The organism is Delftia sp. CH05 (assembly GCF_009827015.1).
GTDB lineage: Bacteria > Pseudomonadota > Gammaproteobacteria > Burkholderiales > Burkholderiaceae_C > Comamonas > Comamonas tsuruhatensis.
On sequence record NZ_WUMG01000013.1, the window covers coordinates 122664 to 148296 of the forward strand.

At 68.1% G+C, this 25633-nt stretch carries 19 protein-coding genes; all 19 read left to right on the forward strand.

The window, feature by feature from the left end:
• Positions 1–27: 27 nt before the first annotated feature.
• Positions 28–924 (forward strand): glycoside hydrolase, encoded by an 897-nt coding sequence (locus GRX31_RS13200; RefSeq protein ID WP_034393887.1) that lies wholly within the window; start codon positions 28–30, stop codon positions 922–924.
• Positions 921–1385: a DUF4087 domain-containing protein gene (locus GRX31_RS13205; RefSeq protein WP_224986301.1), complete on the forward strand. Its 465-nt coding sequence runs from the start codon at positions 921–923 to the stop codon at positions 1383–1385. Before GRX31_RS13200 ends, GRX31_RS13205 begins: the two co-directional genes overlap by 4 nt.
• Before the next feature lie 9 nt (positions 1386–1394).
• Entirely contained in the window at positions 1395–1949 is a 555-nt protein-coding gene (gene tssE / locus GRX31_RS13210; RefSeq protein WP_016453373.1) for a type VI secretion system baseplate subunit TssE, read from the forward strand.
• 23 nt (positions 1950–1972) lie between these two features.
• Positions 1973–3847: a type VI secretion system baseplate subunit TssF gene (tssF, locus tag GRX31_RS13215; protein WP_160853096.1), complete on the forward strand. Its 1875-nt coding sequence runs from the start codon at positions 1973–1975 to the stop codon at positions 3845–3847.
• Positions 3844–5016: a type VI secretion system baseplate subunit TssG gene (tssG, locus tag GRX31_RS13220; RefSeq protein ID WP_126311373.1), complete on the forward strand. Its 1173-nt coding sequence runs from the start codon at positions 3844–3846 to the stop codon at positions 5014–5016. Before tssF ends, tssG begins: the two co-directional genes overlap by 4 nt.
• A 24-nt stretch (positions 5017–5040) precedes the next feature.
• Positions 5041–5874, forward strand: coding sequence for a hypothetical protein (locus GRX31_RS13225; RefSeq protein ID WP_017405318.1), 834 nt, complete (start codon positions 5041–5043; stop codon positions 5872–5874).
• Between the two features lie 5 nt (positions 5875–5879).
• Positions 5880–6512, forward strand: coding sequence for a hypothetical protein (locus GRX31_RS13230; protein ID WP_043790644.1), 633 nt, complete (start codon positions 5880–5882; stop codon positions 6510–6512).
• A gap of 52 nt (positions 6513–6564) precedes the next feature.
• Complete coding sequence (locus GRX31_RS13235) at positions 6565–7101, forward strand: hypothetical protein (protein WP_016446997.1); 537 nt, start codon at positions 6565–6567, stop codon at positions 7099–7101.
• A gap of 50 nt (positions 7102–7151) precedes the next feature.
• Positions 7152–9893, forward strand: a complete 2742-nt coding sequence (gene tssH / locus GRX31_RS13240; RefSeq protein ID WP_160853098.1) for a type VI secretion system ATPase TssH — start codon at positions 7152–7154, stop codon at positions 9891–9893.
• Positions 9890–12160 carry a S41 family peptidase gene (locus GRX31_RS13245; RefSeq protein WP_160853100.1) on the forward strand — a complete coding sequence of 757 codons (2271 nt, stop codon included), beginning with the start codon at positions 9890–9892 and terminating at the stop codon, positions 12158–12160. The genes tssH and GRX31_RS13245 overlap by 4 nt, the downstream gene beginning before the upstream one ends.
• A 35-nt stretch (positions 12161–12195) precedes the next feature.
• The gene (locus GRX31_RS13250) at positions 12196–13158 is read left to right on the forward strand and encodes a hypothetical protein (RefSeq protein ID WP_043790643.1); all 963 of its coding nucleotides are present in this window, start codon (positions 12196–12198) and stop codon (positions 13156–13158) included.
• Positions 13159–13160: 2 nt separating this feature from the next.
• Positions 13161–14333: a hypothetical protein gene (locus GRX31_RS13255; protein ID WP_160853102.1), complete on the forward strand. Its 1173-nt coding sequence runs from the start codon at positions 13161–13163 to the stop codon at positions 14331–14333.
• Positions 14334–14346: 13 nt separating this feature from the next.
• Entirely contained in the window at positions 14347–15444 is a 1098-nt protein-coding gene (locus GRX31_RS13260) for a hypothetical protein (RefSeq protein WP_160853104.1), read from the forward strand.
• A gap of 121 nt (positions 15445–15565) precedes the next feature.
• Positions 15566–17872: a type VI secretion system Vgr family protein gene (locus tag GRX31_RS13265; RefSeq protein WP_160853106.1), complete on the forward strand. Its 2307-nt coding sequence runs from the start codon at positions 15566–15568 to the stop codon at positions 17870–17872.
• Between the two features lie 57 nt (positions 17873–17929).
• Positions 17930–18409, forward strand: coding sequence for a hypothetical protein (locus GRX31_RS13270; protein ID WP_160853108.1), 480 nt, complete (start codon positions 17930–17932; stop codon positions 18407–18409).
• Positions 18410–18479: 70 nt separating this feature from the next.
• Positions 18480–19841: a hypothetical protein gene (locus GRX31_RS13275; RefSeq protein ID WP_237426675.1), complete on the forward strand. Its 1362-nt coding sequence runs from the start codon at positions 18480–18482 to the stop codon at positions 19839–19841.
• Positions 19838–20959 carry a DUF2169 family type VI secretion system accessory protein gene (locus GRX31_RS13280; RefSeq protein ID WP_160853110.1) on the forward strand — a complete coding sequence of 374 codons (1122 nt, stop codon included), beginning with the start codon at positions 19838–19840 and terminating at the stop codon, positions 20957–20959. Before GRX31_RS13275 ends, GRX31_RS13280 begins: the two co-directional genes overlap by 4 nt.
• An 8-nt stretch (positions 20960–20967) precedes the next feature.
• The gene (locus tag GRX31_RS13285; protein WP_160853112.1) at positions 20968–22158 is read left to right on the forward strand and encodes a hypothetical protein; all 1191 of its coding nucleotides are present in this window, start codon (positions 20968–20970) and stop codon (positions 22156–22158) included.
• A 5-nt stretch (positions 22159–22163) separates the two neighbouring features.
• The coding region (locus GRX31_RS13290) for a DUF6531 domain-containing protein (RefSeq protein ID WP_160853114.1) at positions 22164–25633 on the forward strand (3470 nt) is incomplete at its 3' end.

The window sequence follows — 25633 nt, forward strand, 5'->3', positions numbered from 1 at the left end:
AATGACTGCCTATCCATATCGACACGCATGACCAACAAGACTACACCCAGCTTCCAATACGCAGGCACTTACGACCGCGCGGTGTTCCAGCGCGAATTCATGCAGCAGTTCGGCAAGGACGCGCGGTTCGATGCCGCTGCCATTCCTGCCGCCGCCCAACTGCTGGGCATGATCGAAAAGGACCCCGGCATCAACGACATCCGCTACGCGGCCTACATGCTGGCTACCGTGATGTGGGAGACGACCTCTCCGACCAGTGTGGAACGGATCGCAGTCAACAAGAAGGGTCAGCCGCTTCTGGACAAGCACAAGCGCCCCATCGTCGTGCGCGAGCGCAAATGGCTGATGACCATGGCGCCTGTCAACGAGGCGGGTAAGGGCAAGGGGCGGCGCTATCACGAGCCCGTGAAGATCAAGATGCAGCCTGACGGCAGGATACGCATCACCGAACAGGATGGAGACCAGTTTTACGTCTCTCCCAATGGCTCCGTGACGCCCCGCCAAGCCAAGGCGGTCATGGGCACCAAGGATGGCGGCGCCGCCGTCAAGGCCTACGAAACGGACGACGGTGCCGAGCAGGCGTTCTACGGGCGCGGCTACGTCCAGCTCACCTGGTGGTCCAACTATGCAGCCGCTGGCGTGGCCGTGGGCCGAGGCATGGGCCTGTTGCTGGACCCCGAACTGGTCAAGACACCCGAGGTGGCCTACGCCCTCATGTCACATGGCATGCGCACCGGGGAAGGTTTTGCCAACGGGCGACGCTTCAGTCAGTTCTTCCTGGGCAGTGCCACGGACTACGTCGGTGCGCGGCGCATGGTCAACGGCAGCGACCATGCCACCGACATCGCAGCCATCGCCACCAAGTTCCAGGCCATCCTCCTGGAGGCCCGCGTCCTCAAACCGGCAGCCACCGCCACGCCATGAAGGACAAGACAATGCCAAAAGCAAGTGCCACCCCGTTCCCGGCCACTCTTCGCTGCCCGCGCATTCTGCTGGCCGCCGTAATGTGCGTGGGCCCATGGCTTGCATCAGCTGCCGGCCCCGGCCCGTCCAATGCCATGCGCTGTGGCTGGTTCGACAACCCCACCCCGGGCAATGCATCGCTGACCGACAGCCAGGCCGAATGGACCATCGGCCAGCAGGGCGGCCACCAGGCGCGCGGCGAATGGCCGCATTTCACGGACCGTGACTGGGTGCGCACAAGTCATGGCAGTGCCGGTTATGGCTGCGCCTGCCTGAAGGTGTCCACTGACAATGGCAAAGAGCAGATCGTGCAGATCTTCTCTGCACGTGCACGGCCTCTCTCAGCCTGTCGCAAGGACCCTGCACTGAAAGGTAAGGAGCCCGAGAACCCACTGGCCGATTCGGGCCGCACTGGCCCTTGAGGACCCTGCATGCGCCCCAGTCCCCTCAACCCCATGCCCACGCTGCGCACACGCCAGAACCAGGCGACCGCAGCCAAGGACCGGCTGCAGCCCGCCCTGCTGGACCGGCTGACCGACCATGAGCCCCATCTGCGCACCGAGCGGCCCGATGCGGTCTTCGTGAACGAATCCCGCCTGCGCGAGGCCCTGCTGCGCGACCTGGGCTGGCTGCTCAATGCGCGTGATGCCTGGGACCACGTGGAGATGGAGGGGCTGGAGCATGTGCAGCGCTCGGTCATCAACTACGGCATGCCGCCGCTGGCCGGCCAGCTGCTGTCCGAGCTGGACTGGGGCCATGTGGAACGCAGCATCCGCGAAAGCATCCTGGCCTTCGAGCCGCGCATCCTGCCCAAGACGCTGGCCGTGACGCTGCTGGCCTCCACCGAGCAGCTCAACCACCACAACACGCTGCAGTTCGAGATCCGCTGCCAGTTCTGGTCCATGCCCTATCCGCTGGAGCTGCTGCTCAAGACCAGCCTGGACCTGGAGACGGGCCAGGTCTCGCTGCAAAACCTCAGGGCCTGAGCCCGGACGCCGCCACACACACCATGAATCCCCGCCTCGTCGAGTACTACAACCGCGAACTGGCCTATCTGCGCGAGCTGGGCGCCGAGTTCGCTGCCGCCTTTCCCAAGGTCGCGGGCCGTCTGTCGCTGCACGACACCGATGTGGCCGACCCCTATGTGGAGCGCCTGCTGGAGGGCTTCAGCTTTCTGAGCGCACGCATCCAGCTGAAGATGGACGCGGAGTTCCCGCGCCTGTCCCAGCGCATGCTGGAAATGGTCTGCCCCCATTACCTGGCGCCCACGCCATCCATGGTGGTGGTCCAGCTCAAGCCCAGTGCCAAGGAAGGCAACCTGGTCGATGGATTCACCCTGCCCTCGGGCAGCGTGCTGCGCACCCACAAGGTGCAGGAAGAGCAGACCATCTGCGATTTCCGCACCGGCGGGCCGCTGACGCTGTGGCCGCTGGAGATACGCCAGGCCCGCCTGGGCGGCCCGGCGCTGGACCTGCCCCATGCGCTGGTGCCCCAGCTGGGCGAGGCCGGCGGCCACCTGCGGCTGCAGCTGGCCACGCTGGATGCCTCGCAGTGCATGCAGGTGGCGCTGGACCAGCTGTGGGTGTACATCCATGCGGGCGACGTCGTAGCTTCCCATCTGCAGGAGCTCATCCACACGCAGACGCTGGCCATCGTGGTCCACCACCCGCAGGACCCGCGCCAGGTCTGGGACGTGCTCCCGCCCGATGCGCTGCGCGCCGAGGGCCATGACAGCGAACAGGCCCTGATTCCCTATTCGCACCGCGCCTTCCAGGGCCACCGGCTGCTGCACGAGTACTTCGCGTTTCCCGCGCGGCAGCGGTTCTTCTCGATCAACGGCCTGTCGCGCAGCATGCGCCGCATTGCCCACGACGGCGTGGGCATCACGCTGCTGCTGCGCCGCGCCGCGCCCATGCTGGAGCCGCAGATCGACGCGGCCAAGCTGCTGATGCACTGCATTCCGGCCATCAACCTGTTCGAGTACACGGCGGACCGCCTGCACGTGGCCTCCAACGTGCACGAATACCACGTCGTTGCCGACCGCATGCGGCCGCTGGACTTCGAGGTCTACGGCGTGCAGGCCGTCACCGGGCACCACGAAGGCAAGACGCAGGACCGTGAATTTGCGCCGCTGTACGCATCCACTCACGGCCTGCACTCCACCGAGCAGGCCTACTTCACCACGCGGCGCGAGCCCCGGCTGTTTTCCGAACGCAGCCTGCGCAGCGGCCCGCGCACGCAGTACCTGGGCTCGGAAGTCTTCATCTCGCTGGTGGACCAGCGCGAGGCGCCGTTCTCCGACGAGCTCAAGCAGCTGTCCATGCATACCCTGTGCACCAATCGCGACCTGCCCCTGCTCATGCGCGTCAACCAGCCGGGCGGCGACTTTGCCCTTCAGGAGTCGGCACCGGTGGACTGGGCCCGTGTCATCGCCGGCCCCAGCGCCCCGATACCGGCCGTGGCCGATGGCGGCCTCACCTGGCGGCTGATCTCCCACCTGAGCCTGAACTACCTGGCCATGACCGACCTGTCCGACGAGGAAGGCGCGGCCACGCTGCAGGAGCTGCTGCGCCTGTACCTGGACCTGGGCAACCACCAACTGGCCGGACAGATCGCCGCCATCCAGGGCATGCGCATCGAACCCATCACGCGCCGCCTGCCCCAGCACCGCCAGCTCGTCTACGGGCGCGGCGTGGGCGTGCACCTGAGCGTGGACGAGCCGGCCATGGCCGGTGTCAGCCCCTGGCCCCTGGCCAACATGCTGGAGCGGTTCTTTGCCCGCCACGTGGGCGTCAACAGCTTCACCGAGCTGCAGCTGCACTCTCGCCAGCGCGGCCCCGTCGCGCACTGGGCGCCACGCCCCGGACAACGGCCCGGCATATGAGCAACGCCGCGCACGCTCCCCTTGCCCAGCCGGTGCCCGATCAGGACCCGGAGCTGCCCACCGTGCAGGCGAACGCGTCCGAGGACGCTCGGGCGCGCCTGTTCTGGCAGCGCCTGAGCGCCAGGCCCTACCAGTTCGACCTGATGCACAGCCTGCGCTACCTGCAGGCGCGCCACCCCGGCCTGCCGCGCCTGGGCCAGGCCACGCGCCCCAAGGACGAACCGTTGCGCCTGGGCCAGGACCCGTCGCTGGCCTTCGCGCCCGCCACCATCGCCGAGATCCTGCCCTCGCGCGCCGGCGAGCCCGAGCGCATGACGGTCTGGAACTTCGGCCTCTACGGCCCCAACGGACCGCTGCCCACGCACATCACCGAATACGTGCGCGAGCGCCTGCGCCAGCATGACGACGCCACGCTGGCGCGTTTTTCCGACATCTTTCACCACCGCATGCTGCTGCTGCTGTTCCGCGCCTGGTCGGACGCCCAGCCCACGGCATCGCTGGACCGCCCCGGCGAGGACCCCTTCGGCCGCTACATAGACAGCTTCATCGGCACCGGCCTGCCCAGCCAGCGCGCACGCGACGACGTGCCCGACCACGCCAAGCGCTTCATGGCCGGCCACCTGACCCGCTGGACACGCAATCCCGAAGGCCTGTGCCAAGCCCTGTCGCACTACTTCCAGATCCCCGTGCGGCTGGAAGAGAACTGCCTGCACCACCTGGAGCTGGAACCCGGGCAGCAGACCCGGCTGCAAAGCCGCCCCTGCAACTCGCGCCTGGGCGTGGATGCCGTCGTGGGCTCACGCGTACCCGATGCGCAAAGCAAGTTCCGCCTGGTGCTCGGCCCGCTGGGCCTGGAGCAGTACCAGCAGCTGCTGCCCCAGGCCGCACTGTTCCAGACCCTGGTGGACTGGGTGCGCAACTACCTGGGCATCGAATACGCCTGGGACTATGTGCTGGTGCTGCGCCGCCAGGAAGTGCCTGCCGCCCGGCTGGGCAGCAGCACCCAGCTGGGCTGGACCACCTGGCTCACCCACGCCGAGCCCGCCCAGGACGCGCGCGACTTCCGCCTGGACCCCGAAGCCTGGCTGCGCCAGCGCCGCCAGCCCGTGCGGGGCCGGCGCCCCGGCCCCGGCCCCAGTCCTCGAGCCACTGAATCACCGAACCACTGAATCACCACTTCCCTGCTCGCACACATGCCCACCGTACAGATCAAGTTCCCGCACAACGCACCGGTTCCTTCCACGCTGACGCTGGTCGAAGGCAACCGCCTGCGCGTCAAGATCGAGGCCGTCGCAAAGGCCTACAAGCTGGGTGCCAGGATCGATGCGCCCAGCATTCTTGCGGCCCAGCCCCCCGTACACAACGCCCGCGCCGACAGCTGGCAATTCGACTTCGTGGCGCAGCAGCCCGGGCTCACCAAGCTCAGCATCGTGGCGGTGCAGGGAAGCGGGCTCAGCGTCATGCCCGCAGCCATCACCGTGCAGGTGGAGAAAAGCATTTCGCTGCCTGCGGAGAGCACGACGGAGGGGATGCTGGCAAGGCTGTTCCTGGCGGAGAACACCTCGCCCGCACTCGGTGGCTCAAGCTGGCGAATTGAAGACATTCGGACTTCCATGCAATGGATGCGGCGCGTGATCGAAAACCGCCTCAAGAGCCCGAATCCCGGGGATTTCATGGCACGTGGCGCCACCAGCGAAAAAGACATCGTCATGGCAAACGACCGTGGATCGGTCCAGTTCCACGGGTTCAACCTGTATCCCACGCTGCCATCCGAAATGGCAGGAAACCTTCAAAAGTATCTCCAGAACGCCAACAACGGCCTTCACCCGCAGCGCAAGGCCTATCTGGATTTTGTGCAGGCCGCCATCGACATCGCCCAGGCGCCAGTGCCCCCGGACCCCACATCCACAGGGCTCTTCGGTTGGAAAACCACTGAAGCCCCCCAGCCAGGCCCCGAATTCCGCGAACACAAGACCCTGTCCGGCAACACGTTCTACACCCATACCCGCTTGCGCAAGAAGGACTGAAGCCCATGCCTGAACTTCAACAAGCCCTCCAGCGACTGGGCTCCCCCAGCCACCACGGCCATTGCGCAATGCCTGCCCTTGCCAAGCCGGCCAGCGTCTCGGTCGGTCTCGCACGGGCAGCGTGCCTGACCCTCCTCGCAGTCGCAAGTTGGCACGCTGGCGCTGCAGCACCGGCAGACACAGCCGATGCCGCACCAAAACACGCCGCGGCCGCCGACTTCTCGCGCCCGGCCTCTCACTACGTGGCATCGGTTGCGGCCCTTCGCAACTATCTGCAAGCCAAGGACGAAGCCAACAACACCCAGAAAGCCCAGAGCAGGCAGCACTTTTGCTTCGTGCAGCAGCACAACCGCACCGTAACCCCTGCGCGCTCATCGGTCTGGATGGTCTGGCTGGAAGGCGGCCAGATCGCCAATCTGGGGCAGCGCCGCTTCACCGCCAAACCATCGCCGGATGAAGCGCAATGGGACGGAGATGCCTTGGCCGAAGCCAAGGCCATCCACCTCGCGACCGACGTTCGTGAAACGGCGCAGGAAACGACCGGCAGCAGCATCCTCGTCGAGCGTGCCTGGGTGGACCTGCTGCTGGCGCAGTGCAAGGCCAAGGGCCGCACCATCAAAGTGGCTCCTGCCCGATAGCCGAATGCCGCTTCTCCACCAATCCTGGTTGCCGCCCAGCCGGATGTGCCGGATGGCCTGTCTGGTGGCTGCGCTGGCCCTGCCCGCAACAGTCCTGGCTCAGGCCAATGCTGCGGCAGACAACGGCAGCCCTGCACCAGCAGCCTCCCAGGGTCTCCCTCCTGACGACTTCTCACGTCCCGTCAAGGCCAGCATCCCTTCGCCTGCCGTACTGCGCGCCTACCTTCGACTCAAGCTGCAGTACGCAGACACCTCCTTGGCGGGAAGGCGTCAGCACTTTTGCTTTGTCCAGCAGCGCTCCGCGCCGCCCGAAGATCCAAGCCCCTTCGTCTGGATGATCTGGCAAGACGGCGGCGAGATTCTCAGCCTGGGCTCGCTGTTGGCCCCGGCACATGCAACGCCGCAGGAGGCCGAGGAGCACGGCGAAGGCATGGCGCGCAACAAATCCATCCGCCTGGCCACTGGCGTCCGTGAAACGGCGCAGGAAATCACCGGCAGCAGCTTCCTCGTCGAACGCGCCTGGGTCGACCGGCTGCTGGCGCAGTGCCAGGCCAAGGGCCACAAGGTCGAAGTCCGCCCCCGCCGCTAGCCGGCATGCCCGGCCCCCATTCATCCACTCTTTTTCCGCACCCAAGACCCATGACAGAAATCAGCCGCCAATCCCTCTTCGGCAAGCTCAACCCGCTGCTGTTCAAGTCGCTGGAAGGCGCCACCGTGTTCTGCAAGCTGCGCGGCAATCCCTATGTGGAGCTGGTGCACTGGCTGCACCAGCTGCTGCAGGAAAACGATTGCGACCTGATCCGCATCCTGCGCCACTTCGACATCGCCTCCGACCGCCTGGCCGCCGATGTGCTGCGCCGCCTGGACCAGCTGCCGCGCGGCGCCACCTCGATCAGCGACTTCTCCGAGCACATAGAGACCGCCATCGAGCGCGGCTGGGTCTATGCCACGCTGATGTTCAACGACAGCCAGATCCGCAGCGCCTATCTGCTGTCGGGCATGGTGCGCACGCGCTCGCTGGCCAATGAGCTGCGCTCCATCTCGCGCGAATTCGACAAGATCTCCGAGCCCGCGCTCAGCGATGCCTTCGCCCGCCTGCTGCCCGACTCGCCCGAGGCACGCATGCGCGCGGCCGATGGCAGCGGGCTGGAAGGCACGCCGGGCGAAGCGAGCCAGGCCACGGGCGCCGCACCCGGCCAGGGCGGTGCGCTGCAGCAGTACACGGTGGACCTGACGGCCCGCGCCAAGGCGGGCGAACTGGACCCCGTCACGGGCCGCGATGACGAAGTGCGCCAGATGGTGGACATCCTGCTGCGCCGCCGCCAGAACAACCCCATCCTGGTGGGCGAGGCCGGCGTGGGCAAGACCGCCGTGGTCGAAGGCCTGGCCCTGCGCATCGCCCAGGGCGATGTGCCGCCGCCGCTGCAGGGCGTGGAGCTGCGCGTGCTGGACGTCGGCCTGCTGCAGGCCGGCGCCAGCATGAAGGGCGAGTTCGAGAACCGCCTGCGCGGCCTGCTGGACGCCGTGCAGTCCAGCACCACGCCCATCGTGCTCTTCATCGACGAAGTCCACACCCTGGTGGGCGCGGGCGGCCAGGCCGGCACCGGCGATGCCGCCAACCTGCTCAAGCCCGCCCTGGCGCGCGGCACGCTGCGCACCATCGGCGCCACCACCTGGGCCGAGTACAAGAAATACATCGAAAAAGACCCGGCCCTGACCCGCCGCTTCCAGCTGGTGCAGGTGCACGAGCCCGACGAGCCCCGCGCCGTGGACATGCTGCGCGGCGTGGCCGCCAAGCTGGAAAACCACCACCAGGTGCGCATTGCCGCAGACGCCGTGGCCGCGGCCGTCAGCCTGTCGCACCGCTACATTCCCTCGCGCCAGCTGCCCGACAAGGCCGTCAGCCTGCTGGACACGGCCTGCTCGCGCGTGGCCATGGCCCTGCATGCCACGCCCGCCCAGCTGGAAGCCGTGCAGCGCCGCATCGAGGCCCTGGGCGTAGAGCAGGAAGTGCTGCTGCGCGAGGCCGCCCTCGGCCTGCCCACGGCCGAGCGCCTGCAGGCGCTGGAAACCGACCTGGCCGGCCTGCGCGAGCGCCAGGCCACGCTGGCCGAACGCTTTGGCCAGGAAAGCGCGCTGGCCCGCCGCATCCTGGAAACCGAGGCCGCCCTCATGGGCCTGAAGCCGCCCGTCTTCTCCACCGGCGCCGCCGCAGACCCGTCCGCTGCGGCACCGGAAACGGCCGCCGAAGCCACCTCAACCAAACCTGCCGAGCCCCCCAGCGTGGCCTCGCTGGAAGCGCTGCGCCGCCAGCTCGCCGAGCTGCAGGGCGATTCCCCGCTGCTGCAGCCCGTGGTCGATGCCGGCGTGGTCGCAGCCGTCGTGGCCGAGTGGACCGGCATTCCCGTGGGCCGCATGGTGCGTGACGAGGTGCAGTCCGTGCTCTCGCTGGCAGACACGCTGGAGAAGCGCGTCATCGGCCAGCGCCACGGCCTGGAGGCCATCACGCGCCGCATCCAGACCTCCCGCGCGCGGCTGGACGATCCGAACAAACCCATCGGCGTCTTCCTGCTAGCCGGCCCCTCGGGCGTGGGCAAGACGGAAACCGCCCTCTCCCTGGCCGAAGCCCTGTATGGCGGCGAGCAAAACCTCATCACCATCAACATGAGCGAGTTCCAGGAGGCGCACACCGTCTCCACCCTCAAGGGCGCGCCGCCCGGCTACGTGGGCTACGGCGAAGGCGGCGTGCTCACCGAGGCCGTGCGCCGCCGCCCCTACAGCGTGGTCCTGCTCGATGAAATCGAAAAGGCCCACTCCGACGTGCACGAGATGTTCTTCCAGGTCTTCGACAAAGGCTGGATGGAAGACGGCGAGGGCCGCTACATCGACTTCAAGAACACCGTCATCATCCTGACCTCCAACGTGGGCTCGGACCTGATCGCCAACATGTGCCGCGACCCGGACCTGGCTCCCACGCCGGAAGGCCTGGCACAGGCCGTGCGCCAGCCGCTGCTGCAGACCTTCCCTGCCGCGCTGCTGGGCCGCCTGACGGTGGTGCCCTACTACCCCATCTCCGACGCCATGCTGGAGCAGATCATCCGGCTGCAGATGCTGCGCATCCAGCGGCGCATCGAGGAACGCCACGGCGCGCAGTTCAGCTTCGATGAAGCCGCCGTGGACCTGGTGCGCCGCCGCTGCAGCGAGGTCGAATCGGGCGCGCGCATGGTGGACGGCATCCTCACCCAGAACCTGCTGCCGCGCATGGCTACCCACTTCCTGCAGGCCACCGTGCAAGGCCAGGAACTGCAAAGCCTGCATGCCGGCGCCAGCGGCGACGACTTCACGCTGGACGTGCGCACCCGCGCTGCGGAGCCGGCATGAGAAGGCACCGCCTGCCACGCGCCGCCACGGCAGTGATCGCAGCAGCTCTGCTGGCCGCCCCGGCTGCGCAGGCGCTGGACCTGGGCGCCATCGGCCAGGCCGCCGACACCGTGCAGCGGGCCTCGGGCGCCGCCACAGCCGGCCAGCAGGCGCTGGAGGCCGGCCGCAGCGCGGCCAGCACGGCCACCAACGCGGCCACCGGCGCCGCCAGCGAGGCCCGTGCCTGGTGGGACCGCAACCAGGCCCAGCCCGAGGCGGCACAGTCGGCGCCCTCCGGCGCCGCCCCCGTGCAGGACGACCAGGGCGGCCCACGCCGCGTCATGGCCGTGCTGGGCGACGCCTGGACGGACAGCGCCCGGCGCGGCCAGGCCGTGGTCGCGCTCATGGACCAGGGGCCGTACCTCGTGCAGCGCCAGGCCGCCCATGTGGCGCCGGCCAAGTCGCAATGGCTGGCCCTGCCGCGCGGCGACAGCACCGGCGTGGCCATCGAACTGCCCGGCGACCCCGACGGCACGACCTATGACCTGTCCACCGGCCGTGCCCGCCCCGGGGGCCGGGGCGTGCGCATCTTCGCCCTGTCCGTCCATGCCGACGTGCCCCAGCGCGCGGGCCGGCGCAGCCTGGACGCCATAGAGCAGCACGCCATGCTGCGCGCCAGCTCGGTGCGCACCGAATGGCCGCGCCAAAGCGGCGACATCCTGGAGCCCACGGGCGGCAAGCTGCTGGTCTGGGCCAGCGATGCCACGCAGCGCTTCCCTTCCGGCTTTGGCGCCGACGGACGCCTGTTCACCGCCGACGACCCCATGGTCACCCTGCCGCGCGGCTACACCGTGGTCACGCTGGAGCCGCAGGGCCTGCGCTTCGACCGCGCCCGGGAAATCGCCCTGGCCTTCCATGCCGTCCAGCCCGCGCAGGACATCGACCTGTCCCGCCTGGGCGCGGGCGATGCGGCCCAGGCCCTCATCGGCCTCATTGCCGAGCGCCACCCGCTGGCCGCTGCCAGCGGCTTTGATGCCGGCAAGCTGCGTGCCGACTACGGCCAGCGCCTGCAGACCGCCGCCGAGCGCGGCGACAGCGCCGCACAGGCCCAGGCCCTGGCAGAAATGGGGCAGCGCCTGGGCGATGGCCAGTACCGCGTTCTGCTGCCCGGCGGCCAGGCCTGGCCTGCCCGCACAGACCGGGGCCTGTCCCCGCAGCTGCTGGCACGCGGCAGCGTCAACCTGCCCATGCCGCGCACCTGGCTGCGCGAGGACGGCCGCATCGCCATCACCGGCGTGGCGCCAGGCTCTGCCGCCGCCAAGGCGGGCCTGCAGCCCGGCAGCGACATCCTCGCCATCGAAGGGGAAAGCCCCACCCGCTACCTGGACCGCATTGCCCCCGCCTCGCTGCGCGCCGGTGCCGAAGCCCGCCGCGCCGACCTGCTGGCGCTGGACCTGGGCACGCCCGCCACGCTGAGCCTGCGCACCGCAGCCGGCGCGCCCCCGGCCAGCCAGGAACAGACCCTGCGCCTGGACGCCGCCCCCGCCGCAACCACGGCCCTGCCTGCGGCCGAGCCCGCCCTCGCCTCCTTCCTGCTGCGCAGCGCCCAGGGCGGCAACCTGGCCTACATCGCCCTCGACAGCTTTGCCGACGGCGCCACCGGCCAGCTCAGCCGCTGGGAGGGCGCCCTGGCCGCAGCCACCCAGGCCAGGGTCACGGGCCTGGTCATCGACCTGCGCGCCCACCGGGGCGACGACACCTACCAGCTGCTGCCCCACATGCTGGCCTCGCTCTACACACGCGACAAGCCGCTGCGCATGCAGGACGCCGCCCAGCGCCTGTTCGACCCCGCCGCCCGCGTCTGGCGCAGCCGTGGCGGCCTGGGCCTTCCGGCCCAGCTGCCGCTGGCCGCCTCGGGCACGCCCTTCACGGCCCCCATCGCCGTGCTCACCGGCCCGGGCTGCGCAGGCCCCTGCGAACTGTTCGCCGCCTGGCTGCAGCACAGCCAACGTGCCGACATCGTCGCCACCAGCGCCACGGCTGGCGCCACCGGCCCCGCCACGCGCGTGCACCTGCCGGCCGGCTTCATCGTGCAAGTCCCCCTGCTCGCAGAAACCGGCCCCGCTGGCGGCAACAACCCCGCCGCACAGGCCCAAGGCGTGACCCCGCGCCTGCGCGTGCCCGTGGACGCGGCCTTCACCGCCTCTATCCAGGCCGGCGGCGACCCGCTACTGGACGCCGCCGTGCTCCATCTGGAACGCGCCCGCGCTGTGCAGACATCGCGCTAGGCCCGCAATCCACCCTATTCCAAAGAGCTTCGACCATGCCGCTTGCCATTACGAGCCAACCCTCAGGATCTCAATTCGCCATCACCGCCGATGCGCAAATGCCCACCATTACCGTGACTGCCGTCTTGCAGAACGAAGCACTGCCTGCGGGAGCCACGCCCATCTATGAATGGTCGGCCACTTTGATTTACGACGGCGGCAGCGATGTCAGCAAGACACGGTTCGGAAACAAGCAGCGCACCCAGCACAGTCCCATCGCGTCGCAGACCAGTGCCAACGCCAGTTGGCGCATTCCCTTCACCGAAGTACGAGGTGGCAGCCTCACCGTACAAGTCATCTTGCGTGCTGGAGGCTTGGAGCGCCGTGCCAGCGTCAGCTGGCTCATCGTGGGCCAAAACCCATCGAGCACGGCCATTCGAGCCTTCGCCAACGGCATCGGCGCGGACAGAGTCGTGTTCCGCAAGAAGATGCGGCAGGAAAGTTCACTACATCAGTTCCTGTCACCGCCCGGCCACTGGCCCAAGTACAGCAGTGACGGCAAAGGCGGTGTGGGCCTTTGCCAACTCACAACGCCACCGCCTACCGCAGACCAGACCTGGAGCTGGAAAGAGAATGTGCGCGGCGGCTGGACGCTTTATCAGGAAAAGGAGCGCTTCGCCCGCAACTACCCGCGCACCGTGCGCAAAAGCCAGCAATTCAGCAACCTTGTGGCTGCGTGGAACCAGGCACGGGCAAGGCAGGGGTTGCCAGCCATTCCCGTGGAACTGCCGGACTACACGGCCGAGCAGTTGGAACGCGACACATTGCGCGGCTTCAACGGCTATGCCAATGGCCTCCACGAGTACCGCGTGCGCCAGCAGGACGGTCAGCTGTTTGTCACGATCAACCCCGCTGGAACACTGGGATTGGCTGAATGGGAGCAGGTTCCGGTTTCAGAGCGCGGCACCAAGGGCGATCCCAACTATGTAGAAAACGTGCTGGGCAGGGAGGACTTTTAGCCATGCCCGCCCGTTCTATCGTCATTCACCTCATGAAGGCTTCCGCAGCCATGGCTGCCATAGCGATGGCCGTGGGCTGCTCTTCCAGCGCCGACCAGATGCGGGCCGCTGCACATCCTTCGGCCACACTCGCTACGGCAGCAACGGCCAAGGCACTCGACCCCACAGACCGCAGCCAGTATCGCTATCTGTATGCCGTGTACTGCAATGGCCGAGTGGATCGACTCGATCTGAAAAGCCAGACCAAGACAGGCAGTTTTCAGCTCTCCGAGCGAAGTGGCGAACCACCCGCGGTGCCAGTGCAAAGCGCAAGCACCTCCTTCGCCGACAGCTGCCAGATTCGCCCCGCAGCTACGGGCGACATGCAGGATCAGGCCGCAGGCCTGGTGAATCTGGTGGCAGGCGACGGCACGGGCGTCGCTGCCGATGGCCGACAGTCCTATCGGTTGCTGACGTTTTCCCTGCCCGGCTGGACCTTGCTCGGAACCCGTGACCTGGGCCGCTTCGAGAACGGCCGGCCGCACATGCGGCGGGCCACAGACGGCTCCCTTGTCGCTGTCCACAAGCCGGATGGCGACCTGCGCACGCAGTTGACACAGCAGGCCAGGGCATACGCCGGTGGCGAATCCCTGGAGGATCTCCGGGCGGAGGAAACGTCGGCAGGCCGCGTGCTGCTGAGCTACCGCCTCCCGGGAGCAGACGGCTTGGGCTTTGCGCTGTCGGACCGCGAGCGCGCACTCACGGTGCCGTTGCAGGCGCTGCCCGGCCAAAGCCTGGCCCCTGGATGGCGCCTTGCGCCAGGCGGCCGCTACGTGCTGCTGACCCTGAACAAGCTCGTACCCGTGGAACGGGGCCTGCAGCAGTTGGTCGCCACCGGCGAGATGCGTCTGTACGACGCACAAGGCCGCCAGCTGGCCATGCTGAACGATGCCCGCGTCGCTGGGCCCTCCATGGTCTTGATGCCCAAGGAAGACATGGACCGCGACACACCGCGCACGGCCGGCCACTGGCTCAACATCGCGCTCACCCCGGATGGACTGGCCGTGTTCGCCGATCCACTGGGCAACTACCACTTCGTCGAACTGGGACATGTCTTCGGCCTGGACCCCGTCGTGGGCCTGGACGCCGACGACTACGACAGCCGGCTGCCTGGTCTGGTCTATGCAGCGCAATAAGCAATCCCTTTCCATGCACCGAAGCGCCACCGCCAGCGCCATCGGATTGACGCTGCTGTGCCCTGGCCTGGGCATGGCTGAGACAGCGGCCCCCACAGCACCCATCCAGAACCCCCACCGCTATCTCTACGCCGTGTACTGCAACGGCACCGTTGACAGGCTGGACCTGGTCCAGCAAACCAAGACAGGCAGTTTTCAACTATCAGAGCGCAGCGGCAAGCCTGCGGCCATTGCGGCGCTGCCACGGCCAGGAGTTCGACCTGGCCGCTGCCTTGCCCGGCCTGTCGTCACGCCGGATGCACAGGGAAGCAGTGACGGATTGGTGAGCATCGTCGCCAGCAGCCGGCTGGACCCCGATGCGGACGGCCGCAAGCCCTACCAGTTGCTGACCTTCGCCCTGCCGGGCTGGACGCTGCAGCAAGCGCGCAATCTGGGCAGCTTCGATGCATTGCCCCGCCTGGCCCGCGCCGCTGACGGAACCCTGGCCGTGCAGCCCCAGGACAAGGACCCGGCCGCCGCCATGGCCGCGCAGGCCCGGGCCTGGACAGCAGCGGATGCAATGGCCTGGACCCGCGCCCAGGCATGGTCGGCAGGCAATGTGCTGTTGACCCACGCCCTGCCCAGCCAGCGTGGCATGGGCGCAGCACTGGCGCTGGGCGCAGAGGCGCGCATCGTGCACCTGGCCGAGTTCCGCAGCGGTGGCAACGACATCCCGCCCGACCTGCACCTGGCGCCGGGCGGCCGGTTCGTGCTGGCCGGCCTGAAGCGCTCCGTCCCTCTGGGCAAGGGCCTGCGCAAGGTCGAAGCCACCGGGGAGCTGCGGCTGTATGGCGCGGATGGCCGGCAGCCCCGGGCGTTGAACCAGGCGAGCCTGGCCGGCAGCGTGCTGGCCCGGAGCCGGCCAGGCTCGCTGGACCCGGACCAGCCCAGAACCGACAACGACTGGTTCAACGTAGCCCTGACGCCGGGCGGCCTGGCGGTTTTCACCGACCGGCGCGGCAACTACCAGTTCGTTGCGCTGGGCCAGTCCTTCGACAGCGCCCCTGTCATGGATGGCGCCCAGGATGACGCCGACGGCGCCCGTCCGGGACTGGTGTACGCAGCCCGATAGCAGCAAAGGACCTTCCAGCCACCCCATGCAAGCCCTTCATCGACCGGCGCACCCAGGCCCTGCCATCCAGGCCTGAAGCCCCGACCCCTCTTCCACCCCAAGCACCGCGAGATCCGACACCATGACACGCAGAGTCACCATCAACACCCCCCTGGCAGACCAGCTGCAGCTGCGCCGGCTGCAGGGTCGCGAGGAAATCAGCCATCTGTTCGCCCTGGAGATCGACCTGCTCAGCGAGGACGACAGCATCGACCCCAAGGCCCTGCTGGGCAAGGGCGCCACCGTGGTGGTGGAGACCCAGGACGGCGGCAAGCGCTACATCGACGGCCTGGTCACTGCCTTTGGCATGCGCGGCCAGGACGAGCACCGCAACTTCCTGTACCGCGCACGCCTGTCGCCCTGGCTGTGGCTGGCCACGCGCCGCAGCGACTTCCGCATCTTCCAGAACAAGACGGTGCCGGACATCATCAACGAGGTCCTGGGCATCTACGGCCACCCCATGCAGCAGCGCCTGACGCGCTCCTACCGCACCTGGGAGTACTGCGTGCAGTACAACGAGACGGACTTCCAGTTCGTCTCGCGCCTCATGGAGCACGAGGGCATCTGCTACTACCACCAGCACAGCGCGGGCCAGCATGTGCTGACATTGGGCGACGATGTCATCGCCTCGCACGACCCGCTGCAGGGCGGCGCCGTCATCCCCTTCCACCCGCCGGGCAAGGCCGCCGTGGCGCGCGAGGAATGCATACACGCCTGGGAACTGCACCAGCGCGTCAAGCCCGGCCGGCACTACAACGACGACTACGACTTCAAGAAGCCCCGCGCCGAGCTGTCCAACATGCGCCGCAACCCGCCCGGCCACGCGCACGACGCCTACGAGATCTACGAATGGCCGGGCGGCTACACCGAGACCGGCGACGGCGAGGACTACATCCGCGTGCGCCTGCAGCAAAGCCTCACGCGCCAGAGCACGGTGCAGGGCCGCTCCAACCACCGCGCCATGGCGCCGGGCTACACCTTCACGCTGGACAACTATCCGCGCGGCGACCAGAACCAGACCTACCTGGTCACGGCGGTCGACTATGCCTTCGAGGAGAACCCGCGCGTCAGCGACGGCGGCAGCGGCGAAGGCTCGGTGCAGAAATTCGTGCTCCAGGCCCAGCCCACCAGCCTTCCCTTCAAGCCCCAGCGCATCACCGCCAAACCACGTACCACGGGCCCGCAGACCGCCGTCGTCGTGGGCCCCGCAGGCGAAGAGATCTGGTGCGACCAGTACGGCCGCGTCAAGGTGCAGTTCCACTGGGATCGCATCGGCGGCATGAACGAGAACTCCAGCTGCTGGATGCGCGTGGCCACCAGCTGGGCCGGGCCGGGCTTTGGCGCCGTGCACATCCCGCGCATCGGCATGGAAGTCATCGTGGACTTCCTCAACGGGGATCCTGACCACCCCATCGTCATGGGCTGCGTCTACAACGCCTCCAATATGCCGCCCTGGGCGCTGCCGGCCAACGCCACGCAATCGGGCATCAAGACCCGGTCGAGCAAGGGCGGCGCCCCAGGCGCGGGCATGAAGAACGGCCAGGGCGACGCCAACGCCATCCGCTTCGAGGACAAGGCCGGGCAAGAACAGCTGTGGCTGCATGCCCAGAAGGACCAGCTCACCGAGGTCGAGAACGACGAGGACAAATGGGTGGGCAACGACCGGCGCAAGACCATCGACCGGGACGAGACCAACGTCATCCACCGCGACCGCACCGAGACCGTGGACCGCGACGAGACCATCACCGTGCACAACAACCGCACGGAGCGTGTGGACCACAACGAGAAGATCAGCATCGGCGACAACCGCAATGAAGACGTTGGCATCGACGAGAACATCTCCATCGGCAAGAACCGCAGCAAGACCATAGGCCGCAACGAGAAGGACAAGATCGGCAACAACTGGTCGATCAAGGTGGGCAAGATGAAGACCGAGACCATCGGCATCGCCTACATGCAGAACGTGGGCGTGGGGCGCATGGAAAACGTCGGCGTCGCCTACAACCTGAACGTGGGCGCCATCATGGCCACCATCGTCGGCAGCACCCAGACCACCAGCGTGGGCAGCAGCCAGTCCACCACGGTTGGCAGCACCAAGACAACCACGGTCGGCACCACGTATTCGCTGACCGTTGGGGGCGGCGGTGGCGGCGGATCTTCCGCAGGCGGCGGTCTCGCAAGCAATGTGGTTGCGCCGTCCGAAAGCGGCTCGGGTGGTGGCGGCGGCGGCTCCAACATCACCATGGACGCGCAAAGCGTCGCCATCACCGTGGGCAGCAGCAGCCTTGTGCTCAAGGCAGACGGAACCATCACCGTCAATGGCAACAGCATCCAGCTCATCGGTGCCAACGATGTCACCACCAGTTCCGGCGGCATCCATGAAAACTGATCCACGCCACGGCCCCGGCCACACCCAACAGCACCCCAGTCTTCAAGGAGCACACCCATGACCGCACTCCAACGCCCGGCCCAGGCACAGGCCATCCCCACGGCATCTGGCCTGCAGCCCGCACAGGTTCTGCAACCCCAGCAAGACGATGGAAGCATCACCATCGAGTGCCTTGGCCAGCAGTGGCAGGCGGTCGCGTCCACCCACCTGCCCAGACTGGTGAGCGGACAGCACGTACTGGTCGCAATGCCCAGTCCCAAGGAGGGGCAGCACGACCTTGCCCCCTTGATCGTCGCCGCCTGGCCCGCAGCGCAGGCACCGGCCTGCCCGCCCTGGGAATTCGACCGCGCCAGCGGTGCCCTGAGCCTGCGCGTGGCCAGCCTGGAGCTGCAAGCCGTGCAAAGCGTGCTCATCCATTGCGCCGACACGCGACTGCAGTTCACCCGTGATGGGCAAGTACAGATCCGGGGCCAGACCATCACGGCTGCCGCCGTCGAAACCCACCGTCTCGAAGGTGGCTCCATCGAACTCAACTGACCAGGCCGCCGAAGGCAACGCCCCTGCGAACGCGGCATGCGCCGCAAGCCCTTCCCTTCGCTTCGACCGAATGAACACGTCAACTCCCCTTTTCCGCGCTCCTGCCGCTCCGCCGCTGCCCGCAATGCTGTCACGCCAGTTGGCGACAGCCATCCGTGCCTATGGCCGCCGCGCCGCATTGCTGCGGACCGAACACACACTCAGGGCATTGAAGGCCACCGACCAGCGGCTGGACATGCTGATGGCGGCATGCCGCTACTACGGCGGCACAGTGGCCCAGGAAGAAGCTGCCGCGTCCCACGCACAGGCACTGCCGGTTGACCGGGCAGGCTCGGCGCATGTCCGCATCGCCCTTTCAGAAGCGCATGAGGCCGATGCCGCAGCACGGCTTGCCTTGATTGCGCAATTGCTCCCGGAGCATCCCGTTGCCGTGCGCGATGGCCTGTGGTTCCACGCCGCTGAAGACACCTGCGTCCACCTGCTGGCATCGGGCGACGACCGCCTGCAGGCCCTGGGCGTGGAGCTGGCCGGCCTGCTGGCCCTGCCAAGCCACCTTGACGCGGTACACGCAGCGGCCAGGCGGGGTGCGGACACTGAAGCCTGCCTGCTGGCCTGCGCCCGCATGGGCCAGTTGCCCGATCAGGCCGCGCCCCGGCTGGCCGCCGTACTGCAAAGCCATGACTTGGCGCTGCAGCGCCGTGCGCTGGAGATCCTGTGCGTAGCCGGTGGGAGCCTGCTGCAGCGGGAGCTTGCGCGCTACATCGAGCGACTCACCGCCAACGATGGCCCCACGGAGGAATCCCACCCAGGACTCTGGGCCTCGGCAACGGACACCGCCATGGCGCTGTGGACCGCGCGCCAGCCTGAGCAGGCGCTTTCGGCCGTCACCCAGGGCCTGCGTCTGCCCCCCGACACCGTACTGCGCACGGTGGCCCTTGCCGGCCGTCTTCAAGGCCTGCTGCCGACACTGCGCTTCATCGAGCAACAGGACAGGCCGGTCACAGCCGCAGAGCGCGATCTGCTGCGGCTGGTGTTTGGCAAAGTGCCAGGCGAGCTCACCCATACACACGGGCAGGCTCCCGCCCGCACCGCCGCGCTGCGCACCCTGGCCTGCGAGGTCTTTGCCGCCAATGGTTGCCAGGCGCTGGAGCCCGGGCAGATCGGCGATTGGACAGATCCCGCGCTCAAGGAGCTTCTCTGGCCGCTGGACGGCATCCGCCTGCGTGCGGGTCGGCCACTGCACACCGTGCTGCCGCTCGAGGAAGCCTTTGACGTAGGCCACGGCCTGCGCCGCTGGCTGTATGTGGAGCATGCGGCCCGCACCGGCCGGCCGTTCCCGTTGTCCCACGAAGACCATGCCCGGCGGCAGATGACTGCCGTAGAGACGATCCAGCTCATCAGCAGCCTGGAAGACGACGGGACGGCGCAATGAACTGCAGCATCCTCAACAACACCCCGTTCGCTGCCCAGGCCTTTCCCCATACGGACGCGCAGGGCGTGCACTCGCTGGCCCTCGTCGCCAAGGGAACCTGGGAGCTGGCCGCCGGCGCCACGAACCTGCCCAGGCTGCGGCCGGCCGAGCGCCAGCGCCCCATCCACCGCGCCGGCCTGCTGCGCCCCCTGGGCAGTCTTGCCAGGGACGAGTTCCAGGCCCAGGTGCTTCAGCCGCGTGCACAGCAACCCTGGCCGATCTGCGAACCGGAGCATGTGCCTCCCAAACCCTGGTTCGACCTGCTGCTCGACGCCTGCGCCGTATCGCCGAACGGGCGCCCGGCCTCCAGCATCGACGTCGCCGTGGACTATGAGCGCCAGGGCCGCCAGCACCGCCTGGCCGCACTGAGGGCATTCAGCCCACGGATATGGATCAAGGACTTTGGCCAGTTGAAGGCCAGTGAGCTGGGGCCGTCATTGCGCATCCCGCTGCTGCGGCCGTTTGCCTTTGGAGGACAAACGCTGGACGCCAGGGGCAACAGCCTGGTGGACGAGCACAACCCGGACGGCATGGGTTTCTACGGCACGGCGGCGCAGGCCGCCTCGGCGCCCCTGCCATGGATGCAGGCGCTGGACAAACCGCTCAGGTACTGGGATGACACCGTGGCGGAACAGGCCCTTGGCCTGGGCTTGGTGCCTGCCCACCACCAGCCGCGCCGCGCGCTGCAGGGCAGCTTCGACGACGCCTGGCGCCAGAGCCGCGCACCGCTGTTGCCCCTGGACCATGATCCACGCCACCGCAACGCCGCACCGCAATCGCTGCAGCTGGCCGAGTCGCCGCGGCCCGGAGACGTACTGGCACTGCACCACATGGGCACCGAGCCGCTGATGCGTTTCGTCTGGCCACGGGTGGCCCTTGTGGCACAGGCTGAGACTGCGGGCGGCACGCTTTTGCTGCCCCAGGAGCTGCGTTGGGACACGCTGGCCGTGGACACGGAGCAAGCCGATGCCTCGCTGGTCTGGCGCGCCCTGCTGCCCCTTGCCGCGCAGGAACGCATCGCCGTGGTCCATCTCTGGGCCCATGAAAACGCCCCCACGGTCCCCGCCGCCCCGCAATGAGTTCCCGCATGGCCTCCTCGAACACACCACCCTCATCCCCCTGCCTGTGGCGCATCCAGCATGCCGGGGCAGTCACCTGCATCGGCACCAGCGCCTGGCAGTCGGCCGCCTCATGGGTCGGCATGCAAAAGCGCATGCGCAAACTCGTCGTTGCAGCCGTCAGCCCCCATCCCGTCACCATCGCCCCCTGTCCTGAGATCACCGAAGGCGAGCAGCAGACGGCACGCCTGGCCAAGCTGCTGGGCGCGGCACTGGCCGACCTCATTGCGGACGTGCAAAGCCGGCCCGCCGACGCCCCGGTCGCACTGCCACGCCGCATCGTGCTGGCATTGCCCATGCGCGTGTCCGGTGACGAGGCCGCTGCACTGTGGCGCCAGACACTTGCCGCGCTGGAACGCTGGGCAGGCCCCAAAGCGTCGGCCCCCCTGATCAGCATTCCCCTGACCCCCGTCTTCGGAGGACATGGCGCCGGCTATGACGCCCTGCAGACCCTGGGCCGGCCCACCGCAGCCGATGACCATGCCTTGCTGCTGGCGGTAGACAGCCTGCTGGACGAAGCCACCCTGGTGCAAGCCCATGCCCAGGCAGGCCTGTTGACCGACAGCCGCCCACAGGGCTGCATTGCCGGAGAGGCGGCTGCCGCCCTGCTGCTGCAGGCCGCGCCAGACACGACCTACCGGGATGACCGCCATCTGGTGCTGCATGTCCCCTCCCTGGCACGCGGCGCCGGCCCCCATCGCCTGCCACACCAGCGGGCCGATGCAGCGCCTTTGGCCGAGGTGCTGCGCGGCGCCCTCGACGGCGCGGGCTGGAAGGAGGAACACGTGGGCTGCGCCGTTTCCGATTTCGACGGATCGGACTGGCGCGCGGCCATCCAGGTCATGGCACGGGCTCGGCTGGACGGCAGCTTCCAGCCAGATACCTGGGAGCCTGCAGCCATGACCGGCCAGGTCGGCGCCGCCACCGGCCCCTTGCACTGGGCCCTGGCCGCCCAGCGCCTTCGCCACGATGCGCGCCCGCCCAACTCCATCCTCAGCTGGGTGCTGGATGAAGGCGAGGAAGTGGCCGCCGTGGCGCTGGAACGCACCATTCGCACCCTCCGTACCGGGCCCACGGGCAAAGCACACCCTCTCAACAGCGGCAACGGCGCGGCAACGCAGACCTACTCGGCCCGTTTTCTGCAAAGCAAGGAGTCCTGAACACCATGGGCACGCACATCTTCAGCGGCGGCGATGGCGCCATCACCCAGACCGCCAACGCCTGGACCTTCGACCCGGCCACCCCGGTCCACCTCAAGCCCAAGGGCGACCCCGGCGTGGCCTGGCACTCCAACAACAGCCGCGCCATCAAGGTCCCGCTGGGCACCGTCAAGGAATACGGCACCGACATGGCCAACCGCTACGGCGCCATGGATACCGGCAAGCACGATCCCGTCAGTGTCATCGTGGGCCTGTTCACCAAGGTCAAGGACCACGTCAACCAGCACGTCACCTATGTCAAGTCCGTCGTCCATGAAGCGGGCGAAATGGTGGTCAACGGCGTCACCACGCTGACCAATGCCATCCTGATCAAACTGGCGCCTGAAACCGCCAAGATGATCGAGAACGGCAAAAACGTGCTGACCGGCATGGAATTGCGGCATTTCAGCGCGGCCGGTCAGGCCCAGGCCGAGGAATTGCTGGCAATGCTCAAGGACCCAGAAACCTACATGGGCCTGGCCGTCTCCATCGGAGCCACTGCCGTGCAAGGCGTCCCTGTCCTGGGTCAGGCCGTAGGGGGCGCCGTCATGGTGGACCGCGCCGTGGGCACCGGCCAGGCGGCAATACAAGCGGCCGAGGAAATCCGCAACATCACGGCCAACTGGGGCACGGAGATGACACCTGCCCAAATGGAACATGCCCGCATGCAACTGGCGCTGTGGCTCATGGGCAGCGGCATGGCCTTGCTGTTGGCACTGGCAGGTAAATTCAAGCGCAAAACCAAAAGCCAGGGCAACAGCGATCAGCACCCCACCACCGAACACAGCGACACCAAGAAGCCCGATGGCAAGGGCCCCTGCTCGCAGTGCGCCACGCGTTTTCCCGTGATTCTTTCCACCGGGCAGAAGCACCTGGACGAAACCGATTTCACCCTCGCAGGCCCCATACCCATCGTCTGGCGGCGCCGCTACATCTCGGGCCTTGCCGAAGAAAGTCCCTGGGGCCGGGGCTGGAGCCATGAATTCACGCAGGAACTGCGCCTGTCGGCCGATGGCTGCGTACTGGCAGACGACACAGGCCTGTACGTCACATTGCCCTCCCTGGCCGTGGGAGCCGAGCATTTCGACATCTATGAAAAGTTCACGCTCAGCCACCCCGAACCCGACCTCTGGGCCATCACCTACAAGGAAGGCCTGTCCCGCCTCTTCCGCCGCGAAGCACCCGAGCAATGGCGCCTGCCGCTGGCCGCGCTCCAGGACCGCGACGGCAACACCGTGCAATTGCATTGGAAATACGCCCTGGGCTCGGACGAACCCGCCACAACGCAGACCTGGAGTGCACGCTACGCCGCAGGCCAGGGTGCTGCCCCCGCCACACAGGGCAAGCCACACGCACCCTTTGCCCGCCCCCTGCTCGCCGGCCTGAGCGACACCGCAGGCCGCCGCCTGCACCTGCACTGGAGCGCGCCAGGCACACTGCCGCTGGACGCCTTTGCCGGCGCCCGCCTGACTGCCGTGGTCCTGCATGCCCCGGAGCACGCCCCGCAGACCCTGGCCCAGTACGCCTACGACGCCCAGGGCCAGCTCATCTCCACGCACCACGGCAGCCAGCCCTACCGCCAATACGCCTGGCGCTCCGGCGTGCTGGTGGGCTACCGCAAATCCAGCGGGCATCGCTACTTCGCCCAGTACGACATCGAAGGACCCCAGGGCCGCGTGCTGCGCTCCTGGTGCGCCGACACGCCGGTGCCCGGCCAGGACGACGACCGCTTCACCTACCTGCCCCATGAGCGTGTAACGCGCCACACCGACGGCCTGGGCCGCACCACCGCCTACCACTGGGATGCGCGCTTCAACATCATCGCCACCGTCATCGCGGAAGGCACGCCCGAACAGATCATCGAGCAGACCCCCACCGATGCCACCGGCGCCTCCACAGGCCGCATAGACCCCCTGGGCCGCCGCACCACCCTGCGCCGCGATGCACGCGGCAACCTGGTCCAGATCATCGACGCCATGGGCCATGCCACCACACTGGAATACAACCCGCTGGACCTGGTCACCACGCTGCGCGACGCCCTCGGCCACGAATGGCAACAGGAATACGACAGCCGGGGCCACCTTGTGCAGGCCACCGACCCCTTGGGCCGCACCACGCGCTACCGCCATGACGCCCGGGGCCGCACCGTGGAAGTCATTGACGCCAAGGGAGGCTTCAAGCGCCTGGCCTGGGATGAGGCCGACCGCCTTGTGGCCTACACCGACTGCTCGGGCCAGACCACGCGCTTCGCCTACGACGCCCTGGGCCAGCCCGTGCTACGCACCGATGCGCTGGGCCAGCAGACCCGCTACGAATACAACGATGCGGGCCAGCTGATACGTGTCATCGAGCCATCCAGCCCCGCAGGCCCCAGCAGCCAGCCCGCCAGCCCCACCCACCTCTACGTCTGGAACGGCGAAGGCCACCTGCTGGCCTACACCGACCCCATGGGCCAGAGCACCCGCTACACCTACGACGGCATGGGCCGCCCGCTCACCAGGATTGACGCCGCAGGCCGCAGCCTCGCCTACCACTACGACCGCGCCGGCCGCCTTATTGCCCTGGACAACGAGAACCACGCCCGCACCCACTTCCGCTACGACCTGCGCGACCAGCTCACCGACGAAGTCGGCTTCGACGGCCGCTGGCAGCGCTACATCTACAACGCCGCCGGTGAACTGACCCACGTCATCGAGGCCGGCGGCAGCGACGCCGGGCCCGGCAAGGTCACCTGCTTCGAGCGCGATGCCCTGGGCCGTCTGCTGGCCAAGCGCGCCCTGGGCCACACCGGCCCCGTGGAAGAAACCACCTACCGCTACGACGCCCTGGGCCGCCTGACCCAGGCCAGCAACGCCGCCTCCCACCTGGCCTTTGCCTATGACCCCTTGGGCCAGTTGCTCAGCGAGACCCAGACCCTGCAGGCTCTCGGCAATGCCACAGGCCAGGCCCGCCAGAAACTGCAGCGCAGCCTCTCGCACGGCTATGACGAACTGGGCAACCGCATCCACACCCGCATGCCGGATGGCCGCACCCTGCACTGGCTGTTCTATGGCTCGGGCCACCTGCACCAGATCAACATCGCTCCGGCGCAAGGCCCTGACCAGCCTCCGGCCGCGCACCAGGTCATTGCCGACATGGAACGCGACGCCCTGCACCGCGAAGTGCGCCGCAGCCAGGGCGCACTGTCCAGCCGCTACGACTGGGATCCGGCCGGGCGCCTGCTGCGCCACCGCGCAGCGCTGCAAGGCAGCGGCCACGTGATCCGGCCCGGCAACTCCAACGCAACGCTGGAGCGTGGCTACGCCTACGACGCCGCAGGCCAGCTCATCGCCCGTGCCGACTCCCTGCGCGGCCGCCAGGACTTCCGCTACGACCCCACGGGCCGCATCCTAGCCAGCCTGCCCGCACAAGGCAGCCCGCTGGCCCGCGAACTGTT